The organism is Bacillus sp. 22190 (genome assembly GCF_052045575.1).
Taxonomy (GTDB): Bacteria; Bacillota; Bacilli; order Bacillales; family Bacillaceae; genus Bacillus; species Bacillus altitudinis.
Genome location: NZ_JBQEPF010000003.1, coordinates 73,473 through 94,437, shown reverse-complemented (window position 1 = coordinate 94,437; position 20,965 = coordinate 73,473). Strand labels below are relative to the sequence as shown.

The 20,965-nt window shown below is 41.5% G+C and carries 21 protein-coding genes; 3 read left to right on the top strand and 18 right to left on the bottom strand.

Annotation, left to right across the window (positions count from 1 at the left end):
- Positions 1-124: 124 nt before the first annotated feature.
- Positions 125-1,333, top strand: coding sequence for a sporulation integral membrane protein YlbJ (ylbJ, locus tag ACTJKA_RS05225; RefSeq protein WP_440607651.1), 1,209 nt, complete (start codon positions 125-127; stop codon positions 1,331-1,333).
- A gap of 13 nt (positions 1,334-1,346) precedes the next feature.
- Here ylbJ and coaD read toward each other — a convergent pair whose 3' ends face one another.
- The 9 genes from coaD to ACTJKA_RS05180 form a co-directional block, all read right to left on the bottom strand.
- Positions 1,347-1,829, bottom strand: coding sequence for a pantetheine-phosphate adenylyltransferase (gene coaD, locus ACTJKA_RS05220; protein ID WP_007499803.1), 483 nt, complete (start codon positions 1,827-1,829; stop codon positions 1,347-1,349).
- Between the two features lie 3 nt (positions 1,830-1,832).
- Positions 1,833-2,390, bottom strand: a complete 558-nt coding sequence (rsmD, locus tag ACTJKA_RS05215; protein WP_007499805.1) for a 16S rRNA (guanine(966)-N(2))-methyltransferase RsmD — start codon at positions 2,388-2,390, stop codon at positions 1,833-1,835.
- Positions 2,391-2,703: 313 nt separating this feature from the next.
- Positions 2,704-2,976 (bottom strand): YlbG family protein, encoded by a 273-nt coding sequence (locus ACTJKA_RS05210; protein ID WP_008345023.1) that lies wholly within the window; start codon positions 2,974-2,976, stop codon positions 2,704-2,706.
- Positions 2,977-3,041: 65 nt separating this feature from the next.
- Complete coding sequence (locus ACTJKA_RS05205; protein WP_007499807.1) at positions 3,042-3,491, bottom strand: YlbF family regulator; 450 nt, start codon at positions 3,489-3,491, stop codon at positions 3,042-3,044.
- A 57-nt stretch (positions 3,492-3,548) separates the two neighbouring features.
- Entirely contained in the window at positions 3,549-3,956 is a 408-nt protein-coding gene (locus tag ACTJKA_RS05200; RefSeq protein ID WP_116306819.1) for a hypothetical protein, read from the bottom strand.
- A gap of 73 nt (positions 3,957-4,029) precedes the next feature.
- Positions 4,030-4,278, bottom strand: a complete 249-nt coding sequence (locus ACTJKA_RS05195) for a YlbE-like family protein (RefSeq protein ID WP_017359376.1) — start codon at positions 4,276-4,278, stop codon at positions 4,030-4,032.
- Between the two features lie 19 nt (positions 4,279-4,297).
- Positions 4,298-4,711 carry a YlbD family protein gene (locus ACTJKA_RS05190; protein ID WP_046343473.1) on the bottom strand — a complete coding sequence of 138 codons (414 nt, stop codon included), beginning with the start codon at positions 4,709-4,711 and terminating at the stop codon, positions 4,298-4,300.
- Between the two features lie 109 nt (positions 4,712-4,820).
- Positions 4,821-5,864 (bottom strand): CAP domain-containing protein, encoded by a 1,044-nt coding sequence (locus ACTJKA_RS05185; RefSeq protein WP_008345031.1) that lies wholly within the window; start codon positions 5,862-5,864, stop codon positions 4,821-4,823.
- Positions 5,865-5,986: 122 nt separating this feature from the next.
- The gene (locus ACTJKA_RS05180; RefSeq protein WP_034646433.1) at positions 5,987-6,409 is read right to left on the bottom strand and encodes a CBS domain-containing protein; all 423 of its coding nucleotides are present in this window, start codon (positions 6,407-6,409) and stop codon (positions 5,987-5,989) included.
- A 161-nt stretch (positions 6,410-6,570) separates the two neighbouring features.
- Here ACTJKA_RS05180 and ACTJKA_RS05175 point away from each other — a divergent pair, with 161 nt between their 5' ends.
- Positions 6,571-6,936 (top strand): YugN family protein, encoded by a 366-nt coding sequence (locus tag ACTJKA_RS05175; RefSeq protein ID WP_008345035.1) that lies wholly within the window; start codon positions 6,571-6,573, stop codon positions 6,934-6,936.
- A gap of 31 nt (positions 6,937-6,967) precedes the next feature.
- On the opposite strand, the gene ctaG is transcribed toward ACTJKA_RS05175, so the two are convergent.
- From ctaG to cyoE, 6 genes are all read right to left on the bottom strand, one after another.
- Positions 6,968-7,846 carry a cytochrome c oxidase assembly factor CtaG gene (gene ctaG, locus ACTJKA_RS05170; RefSeq protein ID WP_008345036.1) on the bottom strand — a complete coding sequence of 293 codons (879 nt, stop codon included), beginning with the start codon at positions 7,844-7,846 and terminating at the stop codon, positions 6,968-6,970.
- 30 nt (positions 7,847-7,876) lie between these two features.
- The gene (gene ctaF, locus ACTJKA_RS05165) at positions 7,877-8,206 is read right to left on the bottom strand and encodes a cytochrome c oxidase subunit IVB (RefSeq protein WP_003211520.1); all 330 of its coding nucleotides are present in this window, start codon (positions 8,204-8,206) and stop codon (positions 7,877-7,879) included.
- Positions 8,207-8,208: 2 nt separating this feature from the next.
- Positions 8,209-8,829, bottom strand: coding sequence for a cytochrome c oxidase subunit III (ctaE, locus tag ACTJKA_RS05160; protein WP_007499822.1), 621 nt, complete (start codon positions 8,827-8,829; stop codon positions 8,209-8,211).
- On the bottom strand, positions 8,829-10,700 hold the full coding sequence (gene ctaD, locus ACTJKA_RS05155; RefSeq protein WP_007499823.1) for a cytochrome c oxidase subunit I: 1,872 nt from the start codon (positions 10,698-10,700) through the stop codon (positions 8,829-8,831). The genes ctaE and ctaD overlap by 1 nt, the downstream gene beginning before the upstream one ends.
- A 188-nt stretch (positions 10,701-10,888) precedes the next feature.
- On the bottom strand, positions 10,889-11,956 hold the full coding sequence (gene coxB, locus ACTJKA_RS05150; protein WP_008345042.1) for a cytochrome c oxidase subunit II: 1,068 nt from the start codon (positions 11,954-11,956) through the stop codon (positions 10,889-10,891).
- A gap of 278 nt (positions 11,957-12,234) precedes the next feature.
- Positions 12,235-13,152, bottom strand: a complete 918-nt coding sequence (gene cyoE / locus ACTJKA_RS05145) for a heme o synthase (RefSeq protein WP_024720296.1) — start codon at positions 13,150-13,152, stop codon at positions 12,235-12,237.
- Positions 13,153-13,541: 389 nt separating this feature from the next.
- On the opposite strand from cyoE, the gene ACTJKA_RS05140 reads away from it, so the two are divergent.
- Complete coding sequence (locus tag ACTJKA_RS05140; RefSeq protein ID WP_008345045.1) at positions 13,542-14,465, top strand: COX15/CtaA family protein; 924 nt, start codon at positions 13,542-13,544, stop codon at positions 14,463-14,465.
- A 39-nt stretch (positions 14,466-14,504) separates the two neighbouring features.
- Here the strand turns inward: ACTJKA_RS05140 and ACTJKA_RS05135 are convergent, their stop codons facing one another.
- From ACTJKA_RS05135 to ftsW, 3 genes are all read right to left on the bottom strand, one after another.
- Entirely contained in the window at positions 14,505-15,938 is a 1,434-nt protein-coding gene (locus ACTJKA_RS05135) for a cryptochrome/photolyase family protein (RefSeq protein ID WP_050827234.1), read from the bottom strand.
- 100 nt (positions 15,939-16,038) lie between these two features.
- The gene (gene pyc, locus ACTJKA_RS05130) at positions 16,039-19,485 is read right to left on the bottom strand and encodes a pyruvate carboxylase (RefSeq protein WP_048001592.1); all 3,447 of its coding nucleotides are present in this window, start codon (positions 19,483-19,485) and stop codon (positions 16,039-16,041) included.
- A 79-nt stretch (positions 19,486-19,564) separates the two neighbouring features.
- Positions 19,565-20,776, bottom strand: coding sequence for a putative lipid II flippase FtsW (gene ftsW / locus ACTJKA_RS05125; RefSeq protein ID WP_008345051.1), 1,212 nt, complete (start codon positions 20,774-20,776; stop codon positions 19,565-19,567).
- Positions 20,777-20,965 lie beyond the last annotated feature (189 nt).

Below are 20,965 nucleotides of genomic sequence, written 5' to 3'. Positions count from 1 at the left end.
GAATCTATAGGTCTAAACATGCCCCTTCTCATCGTATAGTAATAGAAGACAGGCTCGGCTAGCATCTCTTTTTCTTTAATCACGAGCTCGCCAATAGATTATAACGGCAAGGGGCGACATCTCCATGAAAAAATGGAACACTCTGTTCATCGCTGCTTTTTTTATCTTTTTAACAGCCACTGTGATTACACATCCACAAGCCTCTTTGCAAGCATCGAAAAATGGACTTGCAATGTGGTGGGAAGTGGTTTTTCCATCGCTGCTACCTTTTTTTATTTTGTCCGAGCTATTAATCAGTTTCGGGATTGTCAGATTTGTCGGCGTATTATTAGAGCCATTTATGCGGCCTATCTTTCGGGTGCCTGGTGTCGGCGGATTTGTGCTGGCGATGGGAATGGCCTCTGGTTTTCCTTCTGGCGCTAAATTGACGACAAGACTTCGGCAGGAAGGACAGCTGACAAGAATTGAAGCAGAACGCCTTGTGTCATTTACCAATTCTTCAAACCCTTTGTTCATTTTTGGAGCAGTGGCTGTAGGATTTTTTCATCACCCAGCTTTAGGCATTGTGTTAGCCTGTTCACATTATTTAGGAAATCTCGCGGTTGGGGTGACGATGCGCGGATATAAAGCACGTCATGATGCGCACCTCAGAAGCCGAAAAGGATTTTTATTGCCTCCAATTCGAGAAGCATTCAGCGCTCTTCATACGGCAAGACTCGCAGAAAAAAGACCACTTGGCCAAATATTAAGTGACGCTGTCATGTCATCTGTTCAAACGCTCTTTATGATTGGCGGCTTTATCATTTTATTTTCTGTCTTTAGTCAAATGCTCGCTGTTGTGCATGTAACAGATCTTCTCTCTATCGGGATCGGTTATATACTGATAACGATGCATCTTCCGCCAGAATTAGATCTAGCCATGATTGCGGGTCTATTTGAAATCACATTAGGAAGTCAACTCACAGGGTCACAAGAGGTTTCCCTGCTCGCTAAAACGATTGTGGTCAGCTTTATTTTAGGATTTAGCGGATTCTCCGTTCAAGCTCAGGTAGCTGGGATATTGGCAGCCACCGATATACGCTTTAAACCGTTTTTCTTCGCCCGTTTGCTTCACGGTATTTACGCAGCCGTCTTTGCCTTTTTGTTATTCAAACCCCTTTACGTCTCTAAAGCAGACATGGCGCTTCCAGCAGGGGCATTTGAAACAAGCGAGCAAGTCGTGATGTTTAGCAGCGTGTTATGGAATCAGCTTGTATCTGCTGGTCCCCTCATCACCTTGTTCAGTCTGATCGTGTATATTGCGCTCTATTATCAGAAATTAAAAAATGGATGAGTGCACAATGCACTCATCCATTAAATTTTTCTTTCAGCGCAGCTTCGACCTCTTGCGGTACAAGCTCTTTGACTGATCCATGATATTTCGCTACTTCTTTAACAATGCTTGAACTTAAGAAGGAGTATTGATTATTTGTCATCATAAAGAACGTTTCAATGTCATCATTCAACACTTTGTTCATTGATGTCCCTTGCATCTCGTATTCAAAGTCCGTCACCGCTCTAAGTCCGCGCAAAATGACTTTCGCCTCTTTTTGTTTCGCATAATCAACGAGCAGTCCATGAAAGGATTCCACTTTGATATTTGGTAGCTCCTTTGTTGCTTGACGAATGAGTTCACATCGCTCTTCAACAGTAAACAACGGCTTTTTTGACGAGTTATTAAGGACGCACACATATACTTCATCAAAAATCTTTGCCCCTCTTTTGATAATATCCAAATGGCCCAATGTGACTGGATCGAAGCTACCCGGACAAACGGCTATATTCCCCATGCTTTAATTTCCCCGCTTTCTATAGATCGTAATGCCAGTCATTCCGTACATTTCCTGCCTTGAGATATGTAGCTGTCCTGCTTCCTCTGGCAGTGTCACATCTTTATCGTGCTCACACACAATGACGCCATCATCTGCTAATAAGGAATGCTCATCAATCGTATCAAGAAGTGCTTTCAACTTTTGATCTTTATACGGCGGATCAAGGAAGATGGCTTGAAATGATTCTTCTCGCTTCACTACAGCAGCGAGTGCACGGTTTGCATCATTTCGAAACACTTCACTTTGATCCATCAGCGACAATTGATTCAAGTTGCCTTTAATCGTCTGAATCGCCTTCATATCTCGATCCACAAATATACAATGATCGAACCCTCTAGAAAGCGCTTCAATACCTAAACCACCACTTCCAGCAAATAAATCAAGGGCCCATCCCCCATCAAAATACGGTCCAATCATATTAAAAATGGATTCTTTTACTTTATCTGTTGTTGGTCTTGTTGATTGGCCGGGTACGGCTTTCAGCGTGCGGCCTTTTTTTGTTCCAGAAATCACTCTCATTTTTTCCACCACTTTTTCTGCTTGCATCTATTGAATATTGTTTGATGACAAAAAATTCAACATTATCTTACCATATCCACTCCACATGGGACAATGCACTGAATTCCATTCATTTTCTATGTATAGATCACAAAAGAGAGGGTCATACTACTGTTAACAGCATCTGATGTGGTGCTGTTGCCAACCGCGGAGAAGACTTACGTTTCCCCATAAGTTCTTCCTCCGGTTTCTCCTCTCCCTTTGCCTTCTCCTTAATGAATCATTAAGAATAGAAGGACCCCGCGGGTGATGCCGCGGGGGTTTTTTTGTGTCTTTAAAAGCCCACCTTATAGTCATACTCTTTTGCTTTGTCCAATTTCGATTCGTACTCTAATTTAATAAAAGGTTTATAGGAAGGCTCAACACGTTTCACAAATGGTAATGAACTGAGCTTTGCCATGTGGCGCTCAAGATCATTCATATCACAATAAATCACTGCATATTTCATTTTCCTTGAAATATAGTGAACATTCCCAAATTTCCTTAGCGCTTTTGACTGCTTTAACGAATGCAGCCAAACGACCATCCCTTGACGTTTGGTATCCATCTTTTCACCTGCCGCTTTTCAATTCTTTCCGTTCATTATGTAAAAGACGAGACGTTCAAGTCTCGTCAAGATACTTTACAGCCACAGCTGCCTCCTGATCCACAGCCACCGCCGCATGATGATAGACCATCAAAATATGGGTTCCCTGTTGGAACTTTAATATATGCTGATACAGCTTGACCGATTTCAATACTAATCTCATCTAAGATGGATTGAATCGCTGTTTCTGCTTTTTTGAAATCAACCACTGTATCGTGAAGATCTAGCTTTCTTTTGACCTCACGCATTTCTTTTGAGATCGTTCTATAGTCCGGATGGTATTTGCCGAACCGCTGCACATCTTCATATTGCTCTTTTACTTTTGTAAAATGGGCAATAATTTGTTGGGCTTCTTCGTCTTGCTGGAGACGCTTAAAGCAGTTGCGGTAATGTTCAGCCTCCTCCGACTGAAGAATCATGGCAGCCAATTGATTTGCTTCCTCTTGGAGCTCCACAGATTCGATTGTCGCATACATAAATGTTGCACCTCCAATTCATAGTTTACCACGAAACCTATGGATCAGAAAATGCTTTTACGTGACAAATACATCCCATGTCTCTCTTTTCTGCTTATATTCAGGGTGACGAGAATTTAGCACAACGGTCATTTTATGCTTTCCTTTTGAAAGGTGCTTGACCACAAACGCCGCAGTATATTCGTTTCCTGCCCGTTTCCCATCTACATACACAGTAAAATACCCTGTCTTCTTATCCTTTTTCAGGGGTGAAGGTTCAAGGTGAAAATCTTGAAGTGTACTTTCTATATACACAACAGATCCCTGCACTTTGTATTTTAAAAAGCCTTGCTGCTTCATTTCACTTTGCGTCTGCTGCATGACTGGTATTGCTGGTTCTTGCCTAGTTACTTGCTCTTGATCATGTTGACTTTGACATCCGGTGAGAAGAAAAAGCAATGCGCATATCGACAGCATCCATTTCATGTTCTGATTCTCCTTTCGTCTACTTTCATAGGATGCTCATGAAATAGACATCTTAATCAACTCAAAAAAAGCCTCACCCGGCTCCATTTTGATTGCGCATTGCTTGGAACATCTGGATCATCATTTCAGCCATTTGGACACTATTGCTCAACTGGCTCACACGATGAGGAATGGTTTTTTCGTAAAAGTTCATTTTATCTAATTCAAACGAAGTGACATTTTCAGGATGCCGCGTTAACTGTCTATACCAGAGTGGGCGCTGCCTGATGAATTTGATTCGATCCTCTTCGGCCATGACAAACTCTTGTACTTCTCTCCGCACCAAAAGCATCCCCTTTCAATTAATCTTTCCTGAAGGAGAATGGGTGCTGGCTGCCTCCAGATGAACCCTTCTTTGAGCCATTTGATGAAAATTGACCGAGTAAGCTTTGTAAAGAGGAAATAGACTGGCTCATTTTATTAATTTGTTCATTCATTTGATCAGCGTCCATTTTTTTCACTGCAGAAACCATTTTAGACATAAAATCTGCTTTTCCCGGTTCACTTTGCTTAGTGGCTTTTTCTTCTTTTGCTTCTTCCGTTTGTGTTTGCCGGTAAGGAGACCACATGTCATCTTCCTCACCAAACATGACCCAATTCTCGTATAAACTTTGCCAGCTTTTTTCTTGCGTCTGCACTTCTTGAATTAATTTCGGATGGCGTCTGACGAACTGTTTAAATTCATCAATGGATGTTTGCTTTTGCTTATTTGTCATATCCTCACCCCCCATACAAATGCCTACTATACTATATACATCTGGGTCTATTTTGGTGAGCCCTTTTCATAAAAAAACAGCCGCTATCTGTGCGCAGCTGTTTAGAGGATTAAGACGTTTTCTTAATGAAGTTTTGTGTATAGTACTTTTCTTTCACACCAACGCCAAGGTGCGTGTAATCTTGATTTAACAATGCCTTCCGGTGACCTTCGCTATTCAGCCAGCCTTCTACAGCTGCAGGGCCATCAACATAATTATATGCAATGTTTTCGCCCGCAAGCTGAAATGCGACCTCGCCTCTTTCTAACCGGTCTTTCAGCGTGCCGTATTTTTTAGATTCATGGGAGAAATAATGATGATCTTTCATGTCCTCACTATGCATGAATGCCACTTCAGAGGTTTCATCGTCCCACTTTAAGGTCGGCAGTTTGTACTTATGGCGGATAATATTGGTCATATCAAAAATTTGTTTTTGACTCGACGCTTCAATATCCTTCCATTTTTCACCTGATATCGCCTCAGGTTCAATTAATTGGCCTCGATAGACGACTTCATACGGCTTTTGTTTGACAAATGTATCTGCGTTAAAGGCTCTAATACTCGAAAGAGTGCTTTCAAACTTATCCATGTAGAGCTGGACATACACATCATCTCCCACTTTCACCGTCGGCCTGGTATTCATATCATCTTCTGAGAATTCAAAGCGATATGAATTTCCCTCGTCCTCTACATGAATGTAAGGAGCGATTTGTGTTTTTTTAAATACTTCACTTGTGGCTTGACCGATTTTAAACGGCTCAACATTCAGCCCATCCCCTGTCGCAAACAAGGTCACCACTTTACTGTCCTTTACCCCTACTTGAATATAGTGTTTCTTCGATTGATTGTATATCCACCAGTCATAATCATATGCGGAAGGATCAATGCGATCTGGTTCCCCTAGCTGTTTAAGCACTTCGTTTGAAGACTTCCCCATAAAGGACATGAGCCCTTTTTTCGGAATGTTGATCGGCTTATCGCTAGATGTTTCTTCATTAGACACCTTCGGCTCATTGCTGTTTTCTTTTTCTGGTGAAGATCCATATTGAATAAACAGAACGTACGTTCCAGATATAATCAGGAGGATGAAGAGTGTTTTCAGCACAGTTTTCAAATAAACACCTCCGTTAAATTGGCAAGGTACAAAAAGTACCTTCTACTGTCATTTAAACAAAACTTGCTCCATTTATCAACGACAATACAGCCTATTTAACACGAATTTAAAATATGCCCCTCCTAATGAAGAAATCCTTGGCCATGATCCTGGTCTTGTTGAGAGATTTCCGTCAGAGCATCACCTGCACGATCGTTTGATAAATCTTCAACTGATAAATCCCCAAGGGCTACGATTCCTGTGAGTGCCCCATTTTTGACAACCGGGATACGGCGGAGCTGATGTTCTGACATCAACCGGACAATTTCTTCTAGGGTTGCATCTTCTTCAGCTGTCAATACTTCCTTCGTCATGATGGCACCAACCTCTTGTGAGTTCGGCTTTTTCTCAGCAATACCTCTAAGTACAAGGTCGCGGTCTGTGACAATACCAACAAGCTGATCTCCGTCGACTACTGGAATGGCACCAATGTCAGCATCTTTCATTTTGACTGCCGCTTCATACGCATTGTCGTCCTTTTGCAACGTCACTACTTTTTTCGTCATGATATCTTTGATTTTTTTCGTTTTCACGTTGATTCCTCCATCCGTTATTTTCTTTATTACTGTAACCAGCTTATAAAAGAACATACCTTTCACAGTTGAAAGTTTAACGCTTTCATACTATGATTGTCAGTAAAGGGAATTTTTATAAGGAGGGGTTTTGGGTGAAGTTTGAAGGTACGGGGATTGAGAAGGTATCAGCTGACTTAAATAAATTAGATTTCATTATGGAAAGTGAAGGATTTGTACGAGCCGATCAATGGGATTATGAGCGTGTGACGTACGACAGGAAGTATAACATGGTAGAGGGGACGTTTTACTTACGGATCTCTGGCTACGCCACTGAGGGAGATGTCGGCTCCAAAAAAGCTCACATCCAGCTGCTGACACCTTTACTTGGAAAACACTATTATCCACATGGTGTTGAATATGGAGAAGGCGAAGATTTCCCTAAATCTCTTATTCAATCAAGCAAAAAAACGCTGAACCAATTAAAAGAAAAACTAGAAGCGATAACTGCTGAAGCATAAAAAGCACAGCCCCTGCGGCTGTGCTTTTCATTTATTCATATTTCGGAATGAGCGCATCTGGTACGGCATCTTTCGCTCTTTCTTTTCTTGCCCAGTCAAAGAAGACAACAGCAAGAATCGATCCGTATACAATCTCTTGAATGATTTTCATCAAAATAGCACCTAGCTGCTGATCTTCTAGCAGCGGCAATGTATGAAACATGTCAGGTCCTGTAAGCGCAAGACCAGCAAGCATATCACTCGGTACGCATAGGTGCAGTGCTTGTATCCATGCGCCGGCATCTGAATAAGTGGCATAGATAGGCGCTTCACTAAACATAATGAGTGCGCAGGCAGGTGTCATTAAAATCCCATCTGCCATAATATATCCAAGCTTTAAAATGCCTGTAATCTGCGGCTGACTTTGCACTTTATGGACAAGCGGCCACCACATGAAAAAGGCAGCGATAAAAATGACAACCGTCATCAATGCGTGATAAAACGGATCTGTTTTGACAAAATCGAACACAAGCGGAATATGATACAGCGAAAACAACCCGTTAAATCCGAGCAAGGCAATCAACGGCTTAGAAAACAAGCGGAAAATCGGCTGAATGCCCCGTGTTTGAATGATCCGCTCCCAAATCGCCGCAGGTAAACCTGTAATAAGAAGCGGCGGGATGACCAAATAGAGCACTGCCATTTGCGCCATATGCGCACTGAACATAATATGCCCCATTAAATCAATCGGGCTCCCCTTCACTGCATAAAGCAACACAAGCCCCGTGAGAAATAGCGTTTTCTCTTTCACCGTCGCACGGTGCTTGCCCTTCGTCACGAGAAGCAGATAAAAAGCGGCTGCTACTACAATACATGTCAAATAGTAAGGACTCCATAATGCACGAAATCCAAATATCTCTAAGTTTTCCATTGCTGCGCCTCCTTCAAGGGCAAAGCGAGCTTACCACCAAATAATGGTCAAAAAGGCTAAAACGGTAATAAACGCGACAAACACACCTGAGTAAAGAAACAACGCGGGTGTTTCATGCCCTTTTTGGTTCATGTGCATAAAATAATAAAGCTGAAAAGCCACCTGAATCACTGCAAGCAGTAAAATAAAAGGGACAGCGAACCAATTTCCGACGTCTTCAGAGGCGATTGTTAAAAAGGCAACAAACGTTAAACCAATCATCAAGCCGAAAGAAATGAGCTGATGCTTCATTTCTTCGGCATTTTTCTTTTTCCGATAGACAAGATCGACTTTGGACTGATTTGTGTTTTTATTTCCCATTCTTATCCCACCATTCCCATCAAATATACAACGGTAAAGATGAAGACCCACACAACATCAATGAAGTGCCAATAAAGGCTTGCCACATAATATTTTGGTGCATTGTATAAATCGAGTCCGCGTCTCATATTCCGAATCATCAGAGCGGTGATCCAGCATAGCCCGAATGCAACGTGAGCCCCGTGTGTTCCAACAAGCGTATAGAAGGAAGAGCCAAGTGCAGAGCTCGTAATGGTAAATTCATACGCATGCACATAATGATAAAACTCATAAATTTCTACCCCTAAAAATCCAGCACCTAAAAGAACGGTTACACCTAGCCAAAGCTGCATTTTTTTAAAGGCAAAGTTTTTCATATGATACATAGCATACACACTCGTTAAACTGCTCGTTAACAGAAGCATTGTGGCAATAAAGACAAGTGTGAGGTCAAACATTTCAGTTGTTGTTGCGCCGCCTGCATTTGAATTTTTCAGCGCCAAATAAGTGGCAAACAAAGATGCAAACAGAACCGTTTCTCCCCCAAGAAACAACCAGAACCCGACGAACTTATTCTTTCCTTCTAACGTGGCTTTCTCAGGAGAAGCCGGAAAGGTTTCCGCTGTCATTTTTTGTGGTTCCATTATGCTTTCACCCCTTTGTCATCGTCATCCGTCAAATCTTCTTTGTGAATATGGTATCCATGATCATCTTTAAGAGAGCGAACGAGCATGGTCGCAAACGTGATGCCAAGACCAATGAAGATCACCGGTAGACCCCAGCTGTGCTCTTGACGATACATAAAACCAAACGCTGACACAAATAGACCGAATGAGATTATGATAGGCAAGATGGAATTATTCGGCATGTGAATATCATCGAGCGGTTCAGATGCTGTCATTCCTTTTTTACCATCCATTTTCTCAATCCATAATGGATCAAGTCCCCGTACAAGAGGCAGCTGCTTAAAGTTATATTCTGGCGGAGGTGAAGATACTGCCCATTCAAGCGTTCTACCATCTCCCCAAGGATCGCCCGATACACGCTCCCCTTTTGCTGTCGTCCAGATGATATTAATCAGCATGATCACAACTGCTACAAACATGAACAGTGCCCCAATCGTACTGACCAAGTTCCCAAGGTCTAGACCCTGACCTGGCAAGAACGTAAAGACTCGGCGCGGCATGCCCCATAGACCGAGAAAATGCTGGATAAAGAACGTTAAATGGAAACCGACGAAAAACAGCACAAAGCCAATTTTCCCAAGCTTCTCATTCAATATTTTCCCAAACATCTTCGGCCACCAATAATGCACACCTGCTAAAATACCGAAGACCACACCACCGATAATGACATAGTGGAAATGCGCCACAACGAAGTACGTGTCATGGAACTGATAATCCGCTGCTGCTGCTGCAAGCATGACGCCGGTTACACCGCCAAGTAAGAATGACGGAATGAACGCAACTGAATATAGCATCGGCGTTGTAAACTTCACATTACCGCCCCATATGGTGAGCAACCAGTTAAATACTTTAATTCCAGTTGGCACCGCAATCGCCATTGTGGCTACGGCAAAGATCGCATTGGCAATTGGACCAAGTCCTGTTGTGAACATGTGATGCGCCCACACCATGAATCCAAGGAAACCAATTAATACAGTCGCAAACACCATGGACGAATAACCAAACAATCTTTTTCTTGCAAACACTGGAATGATCTCAGAGAAAATCCCAAATGCCGGCAAAATCAAGATATACACTTCCGGGTGTCCAAAAATCCAGAACAAATGCTCCCAGATGATTGTATTTCCGCCGAGCTCTGGATTAAAAAAGCTCGTATCAAACATTCGATCAAGCATCAGCATCGCAAGCCCTGCTGTCAACGGCGGGAATGCGAATAAAATTAGTGCAGATGCCACAAACGTCGTCCAGGTAAAGAGCGGCATTCTCATATACGTCATACCTGGCGCTCTCATATTAATAATCGTTGCAAGAAAGTTGATTCCGGCAATTAGCGTACCAATACCCGCTATCTGCAACCCTAAAATATAGAAATCCATGCCGTGCCCTTCTGAATTCAGCGTGAGCGACGCATAGGCAGTCCAGCCTGCATCAGGTGCCCCGCCCATAAACCATCCAAGGTTTAAGAAAATACCACCGAAAAAGAACAGCCAAAAACCAAGTGAATTCACAAATGGAAACGCTACGTCACGTGCACCAATTTGAATGGGTACAACCGCATTCATTAATGCAAATAAAAGCGGCATTGCTGCAAGGAAAATCATCGTTGTTCCATGCATCGTCATGACTTCATTGTAAAACCCTGCACTCACAAAATCATTTTCAGGGATGGCTAGCTGAATACGGATAATCATCGCTTCCAGGCCACCAATTAAAAAGAAAAATCCCCCTGCCACTAAATATAGTATGGCAATTTTTTTGTGGTCAACCGTCGTTAAGTAATCCCATAAGACAGCGCCAAACCCCCGCTTTTTAGCTATTGTACTCACCATGAAATCCCCCTCTTATCTCCCATTTGCCCCTTTTCATATCAATGTCTATCTTCACGTTCTAAAAACAGACTATATCTGACAGATGACTTATTCTTGGATGTAGAGACTTATTCGGGAGCTCTTAACAAAAACTTCACATAGATCGTATACCCTTTTGAATGTGCGCAACTTCAAGCTGCTCAAGGCATTTACTGTATTTTAAGACCTTTTAAATACTCGTAGAGTGCATCTGCTTCTGAGTCATTTAGTTTAGGGTACGTCCCTGTCATCTTATTACCTGGTTTAAAGCTCTCTGGATCTTTCAGCCATGCTTTGACATTTTCTTTGTTCATGTCTTTAATTCCAGCTACTTTTGTCCGCTCTCCGAAGGTTGCAAGGTTTGGTGCAGTCCTTGCCGCCTCTGGCCGTTCATCTCCAGGCTCTACCGCGTGACAGCTTAAACAGTTTTTCTCTTTAAAAAGTTTTTCACCCTCAAGGGCTAGATCTGACGTAGATGCAGGCTTCTTATAATCTGCCATCTTTTTCGTCCAGCCTAAAAACTCATCTTGAGAAAGCGTTTTAACTTTAAAGTCCATTAAAGCATGTGATGGACCACAAAGCTCCGCACATTTCCCATAGAAATATTCTCCAGCATCTTTCGTTCGTTTTGAGTCAAATGTTAAATAAAACTTGTTCTCGTTGTCTGTATTTGTATCAATTTTACCCCCAGCCGATGGAACCCAGAAAGAGTGTTTCACATCGGATGCTTTCAGCTTAAAATAAACCTTTTGGTCAGTTGGAACAATCAATTCCTGACTTGTCACAATCCCATAATCAGGGTATTCAAATTCCCACCAATATAAGCTGGCTCTTACATTCACAACAAGTGTTTTTTCAGGATCTCGTTTTTTCTTATCCATAGCGCTTGTATCCCCTAGCTCAAGCGTGTATGCCACAACAGGTACAACGAGAATAATGAGTAGAAGTATCGGAATCGCTGTCCACGTAATTTCGAGGTTACGGTTCCCTTCTACCTGTTTAGGAATCGTATCTTCTCCCACTTTAGAACGTTTGAATTTAATGATGACGTAAAAGAAAATGATCGATACAACAATAACGACAAGAACCATAATAAGTGTACTCAGTACCGTTAGGAAAAACTGTTTATCTGCTACTTCCCCAACTGGCTTGAGTGTTGATAAGTATGGTTCACCGCAGCCCGCCAAAACGAGCGTCAGTAAGAGAAACAGTGAATAAACACGCCATTTTCTTATCATAATTTGTCCCAACCCCTTTTGCTTGATCTCCTTTGCCTTTCGGTTTTACCTCTTATTTATAAAATCACCTTTCACCCATCCATAACCCCCGCCTCTTATAAAAGCACTTACATTTCCTCTTTTCATAAAAAAATGATGTTTTTACTCAAAATACCATCTATGTATAAACAGAAAGCCGCCTAAATAGAACTGAATATCAGGCGGCTTTCATAGTTGTAAGAAAATGTTGTGTTATAAGATATAGCCATTGTTTTGATGTGATCAAAGTGTATTTCACTCTAGAATAGTGTAATAATAATCATCGCAACGAAAAAGATCGTTAAGTAGTTTAATGAATAAACGAACATGAGTGTAGACCACTTCATGATATCTTTCATTTTAAAGCCCATAAGACCAATGACGAGCCATCCAATGTTCAGCAATGTGCCAAGTGCGACAATCGGCCATCCTAATCCACCTAAGAAAAATGGAAGCGGAAGAAGACATGCTGTCCAAATGATGATTTGGCGTTTTGTGACTTCAAAGCCGTAAACAACTGGCAGCATTGGAATACCTGCTTTGCGGTAATCTTCCGTTTTCTTAATCGCAAGTGATAAGAAATGTGGAATTTGCCAGATGAACATAATCATAAACAGGACCCAAGCCGTTGTGTCGATGGTGCCTGTAACAGCTGTCCAGCCAATTAATGGCGGAACCGCACCAGATACACTCCCAATGACTGTATTAATGGTGTAATGGCGTTTAGACCACATCGTGTATAGAACTGCATAAGTAAACACACCGATAAATCCAATCACTGCTGATGTAACAGTTGTCATCAGAAGCATAATCAGTCCAAGTACAACAAGCAGAATACCAAATGCATACGCTTGACCTGGCTGAACTTTACCTGTCACCGTCGGTCTTGTTTTTGTTCTTTCCATTAGTATATCAATATCACGGTCAAACGCATTATTAATGGCGCATGAACCGGCAATAATAAGAGAAGAACCAATCATTGTTAACAGCACAATATCAAGATTCCCAAGGAAACTCATACCTGTAAAATAAAAAGCAAGCCACATTCCAGTAAAAGTTGTAATGAAATTGGAATTGACGATGCCCATTTTAATAAGAGCAAGAAAATCTTTTAAAGCGGTTGTTTCTTCTATTTGTCCATGAATAGCTGCTTCCGCGGCTGTTTTGGAATTTGCCAATGTGTATAACCTCCCTTGCCCAAACCTTCAAACGAACGAATAAAACGTAAAATCGTTACAACTCTATCATACAAGATAAAGAGCTGTAAAAAAACATCCTATTAAATAATAAACGACAAACTTGAAGTTATTTGTGAACTTTTCGTGAATTTATTAGGATGTGCGTTTCAGAAGGCGGTGCAAAATGAAATATTCTCTCCTCTATTTCTATCAGACTGTCAAAGAAAGATCAAGCACTCTAAATCTGTAAACTTTGTGAACTAACATATCATTTTTTTGTGAACTTTGGTCATTATGAATTGCAACAGAACACGCATTTGGCTTAAACTTGAGAACATGTGAGGTTTTCATTTAGATCAGAAGTTATTTAGAGAAGGTGAAATCATTTGATGAAATTTGCTTTAAGGTTATTGAGCGTTGTCACAACATTTGTGATGCTGATCGTTCTGATTGGCGGTGCGCTTGTGACGAAAACTGGCTCCGGTCTTGGCTGCGGCAGACAGTGGCCCCTTTGCCACGGTCGTTTCTTTCCAGAAATGAACCCTGCTTCCATTATCGAATGGAGCCACCGCATGTCAACAGGAGTTTCCACCATTCTTGTATTGGCACTGGCGGTCTTATGCTGGAAAAAAATCAGTCCAGTATTCCGTGAAACCAAATTTTTGGTCATCATGTCCATTATATTCTTACTGCTTCAAGCGCTGTTAGGGGCACTCGCCGTTGTGTTTGGTTCTAACGCACTTGTCATGGCACTGCACTTCGGTATTTCACTGATTTCTTTTGCTTCCATTTTACTACTGGCACTGCTTGTGTTTGAAGCCACCAGATCTGAAACAAAGCTTGTGAAGCCGCTTCATATCGGCAAAAGAATGCAGTTCCATATTTATGGGTTGATCACATATACGTATATTGTGGTGTATACGGGCGCCTATGTGAGACATACAAAATCAAGTCTTGCATGCTCTGTCTTCCCATTTTGTTCAAAAGACGGCGCACTTCCAGCGTATTTTAATCAATGGGTTCAAATGTCTCACCGAGCAGCAGCCCTTCTTTTATTCGTTTGGATATTTGTTGCGATGTTCCATGCCCTTAAACATTATAAAGAACAAAAGCAGCTGTATTATGGATGGATCATTTCAGCCATTCTGATTACACTTCAAGCGATTTCTGGTGTCATGTCTGTTTATTCTCAGCTCGCACTCGGTTATGCGCTTGCTCATTCATTCTTTATTTCTTGTTTGTTTGGGGTACTATGCTACTTCTGCTTACTCATTGCCCGGTTTAAATATGAAAATAGAGAGCCTTTCAGATAAACATACAATCCCCCTTTCATCCGAAAAGGGGGATTTCTTTTATGTTTGTTTCGCTTCTTCAAATAGCGAAATGGCTTTTTTCCGTCTTTCTTGATGATCGACTGTAGGCAGAGGATATGTATCCCCCAGCACACATCCCGATTTCATTTGATCATCTATCGGCATTTTACTCGGTTCATGAATCCATTTTTCATTCACATGCTTAAGTTCTGGCACATACCTTCTAATATATTCTCCGCTTGGATCAAATCGTTTCGACTGGGTCGTTGGGTTAAAAATACGGAAGTAAGGAACAGCATCCGTTCCGACGGAGGCTGCCCACTGAAATCCTCCAATATTCGAAGCCTCATCATAGTCGACAAGTTTTCTCGCAAAATACGCTTCGCCCATTCTCCAATCGATGAGATAATCTTTTGTCAGGAATGAAGCCGTCACCATTCTCAAACGGTTATGCATCCACCCTTCTTCATTTAACTGTCTCATCCCAGCGTCAACGAGCGGGAAGCCTGTTTGTCCTTTACACCAAGCTTCAAAAAGTGTCTCATCATCATTCCATTTTATATGTTGAAAGGAGGCGTTGATTTCTTTTTCTTTCATCTCTGGATAATGCGCAAAGATCATATGATAAAAATCACGCCATGCCAGCTCTTTGATAAATGTTTCCTTGCCCTCATCTTTAACAAGTTCTTCCTCATTGACCGCATGAAAGATTGTGCGAATAGAAATGGTCCCGGTTTTTAAGAACCGAGACAGCTTGCTCGTCCCAAAAACAGACGGAATATCTCGTTTCTCATGATAACGCGTCAATCTTTCTTGAATAAAGCCGCCTAGCGTGCTTCTCGCTTTGTCTGACCCAATCTGATCGAATTTCCTTGTACATTTCTTAATGATGTCCCTTAGTTTCGCATCTCCCTTTTCAGAAAGTGACTCATCACAAATCGTATGCTTGCTGCTCAGAAATGATTTGTCAACTTTTATCACAGACTGCTTCTCCTGCTTCCTCCAAGCTTGATAGTATGGAGTAAACACTTGATAATGAGACCCATCCGCTTTTAAAATATCTCTCGCCCCATGCAGATGCGTATCTTGCCACTTTGACACATGAATGCCCTTTTCTTCTAAGAAACGGGTCACTTGCTCATCACGTATTCGACCATTTCCTACTTCGTCCTCATTAAAAAAGACCGCATTGATGTCATAAGCATCCAGGAGCTTTTGAAAAGCGAACAAAATATCATCATGAATGAGATGAACATACATGTGAGATTCTCTCGCTTCCTTGACGAAATTGGCCAAGTTTTGAAAGAAATGTTCGTTGTTCAAATCCAGTTCCATTTCTGTAAAAAACGGATCTAGATGATAAAAAGCAAATAATCGGTACTGATGTTTTTTTGCATATGTGATCGCTTTTGATAAGGCGATATGATCATCCAATCGCATATCTCGGCGAAACCAAATCACGACAATTTCCACTCTTTCTTCACCTCATTCTATAGTGTAATCACTCTATCGGCCGGCTGCACATTTTAATGCGCTCAAAAAAAGACACATCCAAATGGATGTGTCTCACTCATTATTCAGGCTTTAAGACAATCAACAGATCTCCAGTTTGAATCCCTTCTCCATTCGTGACATGAATTTCATCCACGACTGCTGAGAACGGTGCTTGTACCGTCGTTTCCATTTTCATCGCTTCATTGATCATCAAATGCTCACCTTGGGAAATTTTCTGTCCTTTTTCAACAAGTACTTTGATGACAGTGCCTGGCATTGATGCCGCAATGTGATTTGGATTTGAGCGATCTGCCTTCATTTTTTCTTGAACGGAGGATTTGATGCTTTCATCCTTAATGACCACTTCACGCGGCTGTCCATTCAGTTCAAAGTAAAGCACTCTTGTAGCGTCCGGATTCGGTTCTCCAATGGACACGAGTTTGACAATGAGGGTTTTCCCTTTCTCAATTTCTACCTCAATTTCTTCACCAAGTCTCATGCCGTAGAAGAAGGTAGGTGTGTCAAGAACAGAGATATCTCCATAGCTTTCTGCTGTTTGAACAAATTCAGAAAAGACTTTCGGGTATAAAGCATATGCAATGGCATCTTGTTCTGTTAACGTCAAGTCATGTGATTCTTTGAACTGCTTTTTGATTTCTTCAAAGTCCACTGGTTTCAGTTTCTCACCTGGTCTGACAGTAAGCGGCTCCTCCCCTTTTAAAATCAGCTTTTGCAATTTTTCTGGGAATCCGCCATGAGGCTGTCCTAAATAGCCTTTAAACAATTCAACAACCGAATCTGGGAAATCCAGTGTTGCTCCTTTTTCATAAACATCCTCTTCTGTCAGATCGTTTTGCACCATATAAAGTGCCATATCTCCGACCACTTTAGAAGACGGTGTCACTTTCACAATGTCACCAAACATGTCATTTACACGTCTGTACATTTCTTTTACTTCATTCCAGCGGTCGCCAAGGCCGACCCCTTTCGCCTGCTGTTGCAGGTTACTATACTGGCCACCAGGCATTTCATGCTCATAAATTTCTGTATGCGGTGAATTCATTCCGCTTTCAAACTCATGGTAATATTTTCTGACGGAATCCCAATATTGAGAAAGACGTTCAACCGCTTGAACATTCATTTCGGGCTTTCTTTCATGTCCGTCTAAAGCATAATATAATGAGCTCGCACTTGGTTGTGATGTGAGCCCCGCCATAGAGCTGACTGCAACATCAACAATATCAACACCTGCATCAATCGCTCTTGCATAGGTGAAGAGTCCATTTCCACTCGTATCGTGTGTATGAAGATGGATTGGAATCGTGAGCTCGTCTTTTAGAGCAGATACAAGTTCATAAGCCGCCTGCGGTTTTAATAATCCCGCCATATCTTTAATGCCTAAAATATGAGCGCCTGCGGATTCAAGCTCCTTCGCAAGAGAGACATAATATTTCAAATCATATTTCGGACGTGATGGATCAAGAATATCACCTGTATAACAAATCGCTGCCTCTGCCACTTTGCCTGATTCACGAACAGAATCAATGGCAAGCGTCATGCCTTTGACCCAGTTTAGGCTGTCAAAAATACGGAAGACGTCAATGCCTGCCTCTGCCGATTCCTTTACAAATGCTTTAATCACATTATCCGCATAGTTTGTATATCCGACAGCGTTTGATGATCTTAATAGCATTTGGAACAAAGTGTTTGGCACTTCTTGACGAAGCTCTTTCAATCTTTCCCAAGGATCTTCTTTCAAGAAACGATATGCCACATCAAATGTAGCGCCGCCCCACATTTCCATACTGAATAACTCTGGCCATAAACCTGCTGTTGGCTGCGCAACTTTCTTTAAGTCGTGTGTTCTAAAGCGTGTTGCAAGCAGGGATTGATGTGCGTCTCTAAAGGTTGTATCCGTTAAAAGTACACCGCTTTGCTCTTTCACCCAATTGGCGAGCCCCTCAGGTCCATGCTTGTCTAACAATTGTTTTGTTCCAGAAGGAATCGTTTCATGGACAGCAAGTTTCGGCACATTTGGTTTATCAAAATGAGGCTTCTTATTTTCCGAAATACCAGGGAACCCATTAATGGTAACGTTACCAATATAAGTAAGCATTTTCGTTCCACGGTCTTTTTGCTTAGGGAAGTTAAATAGCTCAGGTGTTGAATCAATAAACGATGTATCATATTCCCCTCTTAGAAACTTCTCGTGCTTTGCGACGTTTTCAAGAAACGGGATATTTGTTTTAATGCCGCGAATCCTGAATTCTTGTAAATTTCGGACCATTTTAGCCGCAGCTTGATCAAATGTAAGTGCCCAAGTAGACAGCTTGACCAACAGTGAATCGTAATAAGGTGTAATCACCGCACCTTGGAAGCTGTTCCCTGTATCAAGACGTACACCAAAACCACCGCCTGAACGGTAAGCCATGATTTTTCCTGTATCTGGCATGAAGTCATTCAAAGGATCTTCTGTTGTGACCCTTGATTGAATGGCAAATCCATGTGTAAAGATATCTTCTTGTTTTGGTATCCCGACTTCTTTGCTGTGAAGGTCATGTCCTTTTGCGACAAGAATTTGGGTTTGGACGATATCGACACCTGTGATCATTTCTGTGATCGTGTGTTCCACTTGGACCCTAGGATTGACTTCAATAAAATAAAACTCCCCATTTGCCACTAGGAATTCTACAGTCCCTGCATTGATATACGATACATTCTGCGCCAGCTGAACAGCCGCTTCACAGATGTCTTCACGCAATTGATTAGAAAGAGACACACTTGGTGCAACCTCAATGACTTTTTGATGACGCCTTTGAACAGAGCAGTCACGCTCATATAAATGAATGATATTGCCGTGATTGTCTCCAATCACCTGCACTTCAATATGTTTCGGATTTTCAATCAGCTTTTCAACGTATACTTCGTCATTTCCAAAAGCCGCTTTCGCCTCTGACTTTGCACGGTCATAGGCTTCGTTCAGCTCCTCTTTTGATCTGACAATCCGCATACCTCGGCCGCCGCCTCCAAGTGAAGCTTTAATAATAAACGGGTAACCATATTCTTCACCGAATTTTTCGACTTCTTTGACCGAATCAACTGGCCCGTCACTTCCTGGAATGACTGGAATTCCAGCTTTTTTCGCTTCATCTCTCGCTTTTACTTTATCTCCAAACATATCTAAATGTTGAGAAGTTGGGCCGATGAATTGGATGCCTTCCTCTTCGCATCGTCTTGCAAAATGAATGTTTTCAGATAAAAATCCGTATCCTGGATGAATCGCATCCACGTCATTTCGTTTTGCAATTTCGATGATCCCCTCGATATCAAGGTAGGCATCAATCGGCTTTTTACCTTCTCCAACTAGATATGCTTCATCGGCTTTATAGCGATGATAAGAGCCCGAGTCTTCTTTGGAGTAAATGGCCACTGTACGTAAGTTGAGCTCCGTACAGGCCCTAAAGACTCTGATAGCGATTTCCCCTCTGTTTGCAACTAGAACCTTTTGAATTGTTCTCTGTGACATTCTCACTCCTCCATATCCCTTAAAATTTTATATGTACTCTATAATAAAGGAAGAAATGAAAACTGTACACTTTTGTTTTCTAAAGATTCAAAGTTTTCTGCAATCCATTTTTTTGAATCGATGGTTTGCTGATTGATTTTTTCTTTTTATAACGCTCTTTATATTCAGTGAACATGCTGATATTCAGCAATATTCCCATACATCCACTCAGTAAAATGATAGAGGATCCCCCGTAGCTGATAAACGGAAGTGTAACCCCAGTGATCGGAATGAGCCCTGAAACACCGCCCAAATTAATACACGTTTGGATGGCAATCATTGAAGAAATTCCTATTGCAAGCAAACTTCCAAACGGATCTTCACACTTTCTCGCAATGTAAAAACCTTTCACGACAATAAAGCCAAGGAGAGCAAGGACAAAAAATACACCGAAAAAACCAAGCTCTTCCGAGATAATTGCCATGATAAAATCTGTATGCGGTTCTGGAAGGTATCCATACTTTTGTACACTCTCTCCAAGACCAAGACCAAAAAAGCCGCCTGATCCAATCGCATAATATGAATTAATCAATTGATGCCCAGAAGCGCCTGCGTCTTTAAATGGATCTTGGAAACTCTCAAAACGTCCAAGACGATTCTGCGTGAAAATTTTATCCCAAAAAAGAATAATAAACGGTGTCACAACAACCATCACCGCACTAAATAAAGCGAGCAGCTTGGCCAGCGTTTTACCGCTAAACCCTGAGCATAAAATCATCGCAAGGGCAATCATACCAATGATAAAAGCTGTCCCATAGTCTGGCTGCAAAATAATAAATCCGCATAGGATGGAGACAACCACAATTGGAGGTGTAACCCCTCTTAAAATATGGTCAATATAATGCTGCTTCTTTGCATAGACAGCAGCAAGATAAATGATGACAACGATCTTCACGAATTCCGCTGGCTGAAGACTAAAAGGCCCAAATTTGATCCAACTTCTAGCATTCCCTGCAATGTGACCGCCAAAGTACACATAAATGAGAGAAAACACAGATAGCAAAAGCATCACAATTTGGAATCTTTTATTTAAGAGCAGCTGATACGGAATGAGGGCTGTAAAAATCAAGATGACCGCCCCGACAATCATAAATAAAAGCTGTTTCTTGAAAAAATTATCTGGCGCAGCATCATATCTGATCACAGATGTAATCATACTTGAGCTATACACCATCACCAAGCCGAATGCGCTAATTAATATAATGGCGAACAATAATGAGTAGTCATACGATTTTAGCATTCTCTTTAACATATAATCCTCTTCCTAACGTCTATTTCTACTGCTTGATATTCTCTTCTCTTAGCTGTTCTTATTCTACTACATTTTCTCCGTTTGATCCCGTTTTACCTCTTTATATTGTTCGTCTTTCATGAGACAATCAAGTCCGTTTGGCATCAATCAAAATAAAAAGGCGGACAAAAAAACTCAAACTTATGTTGT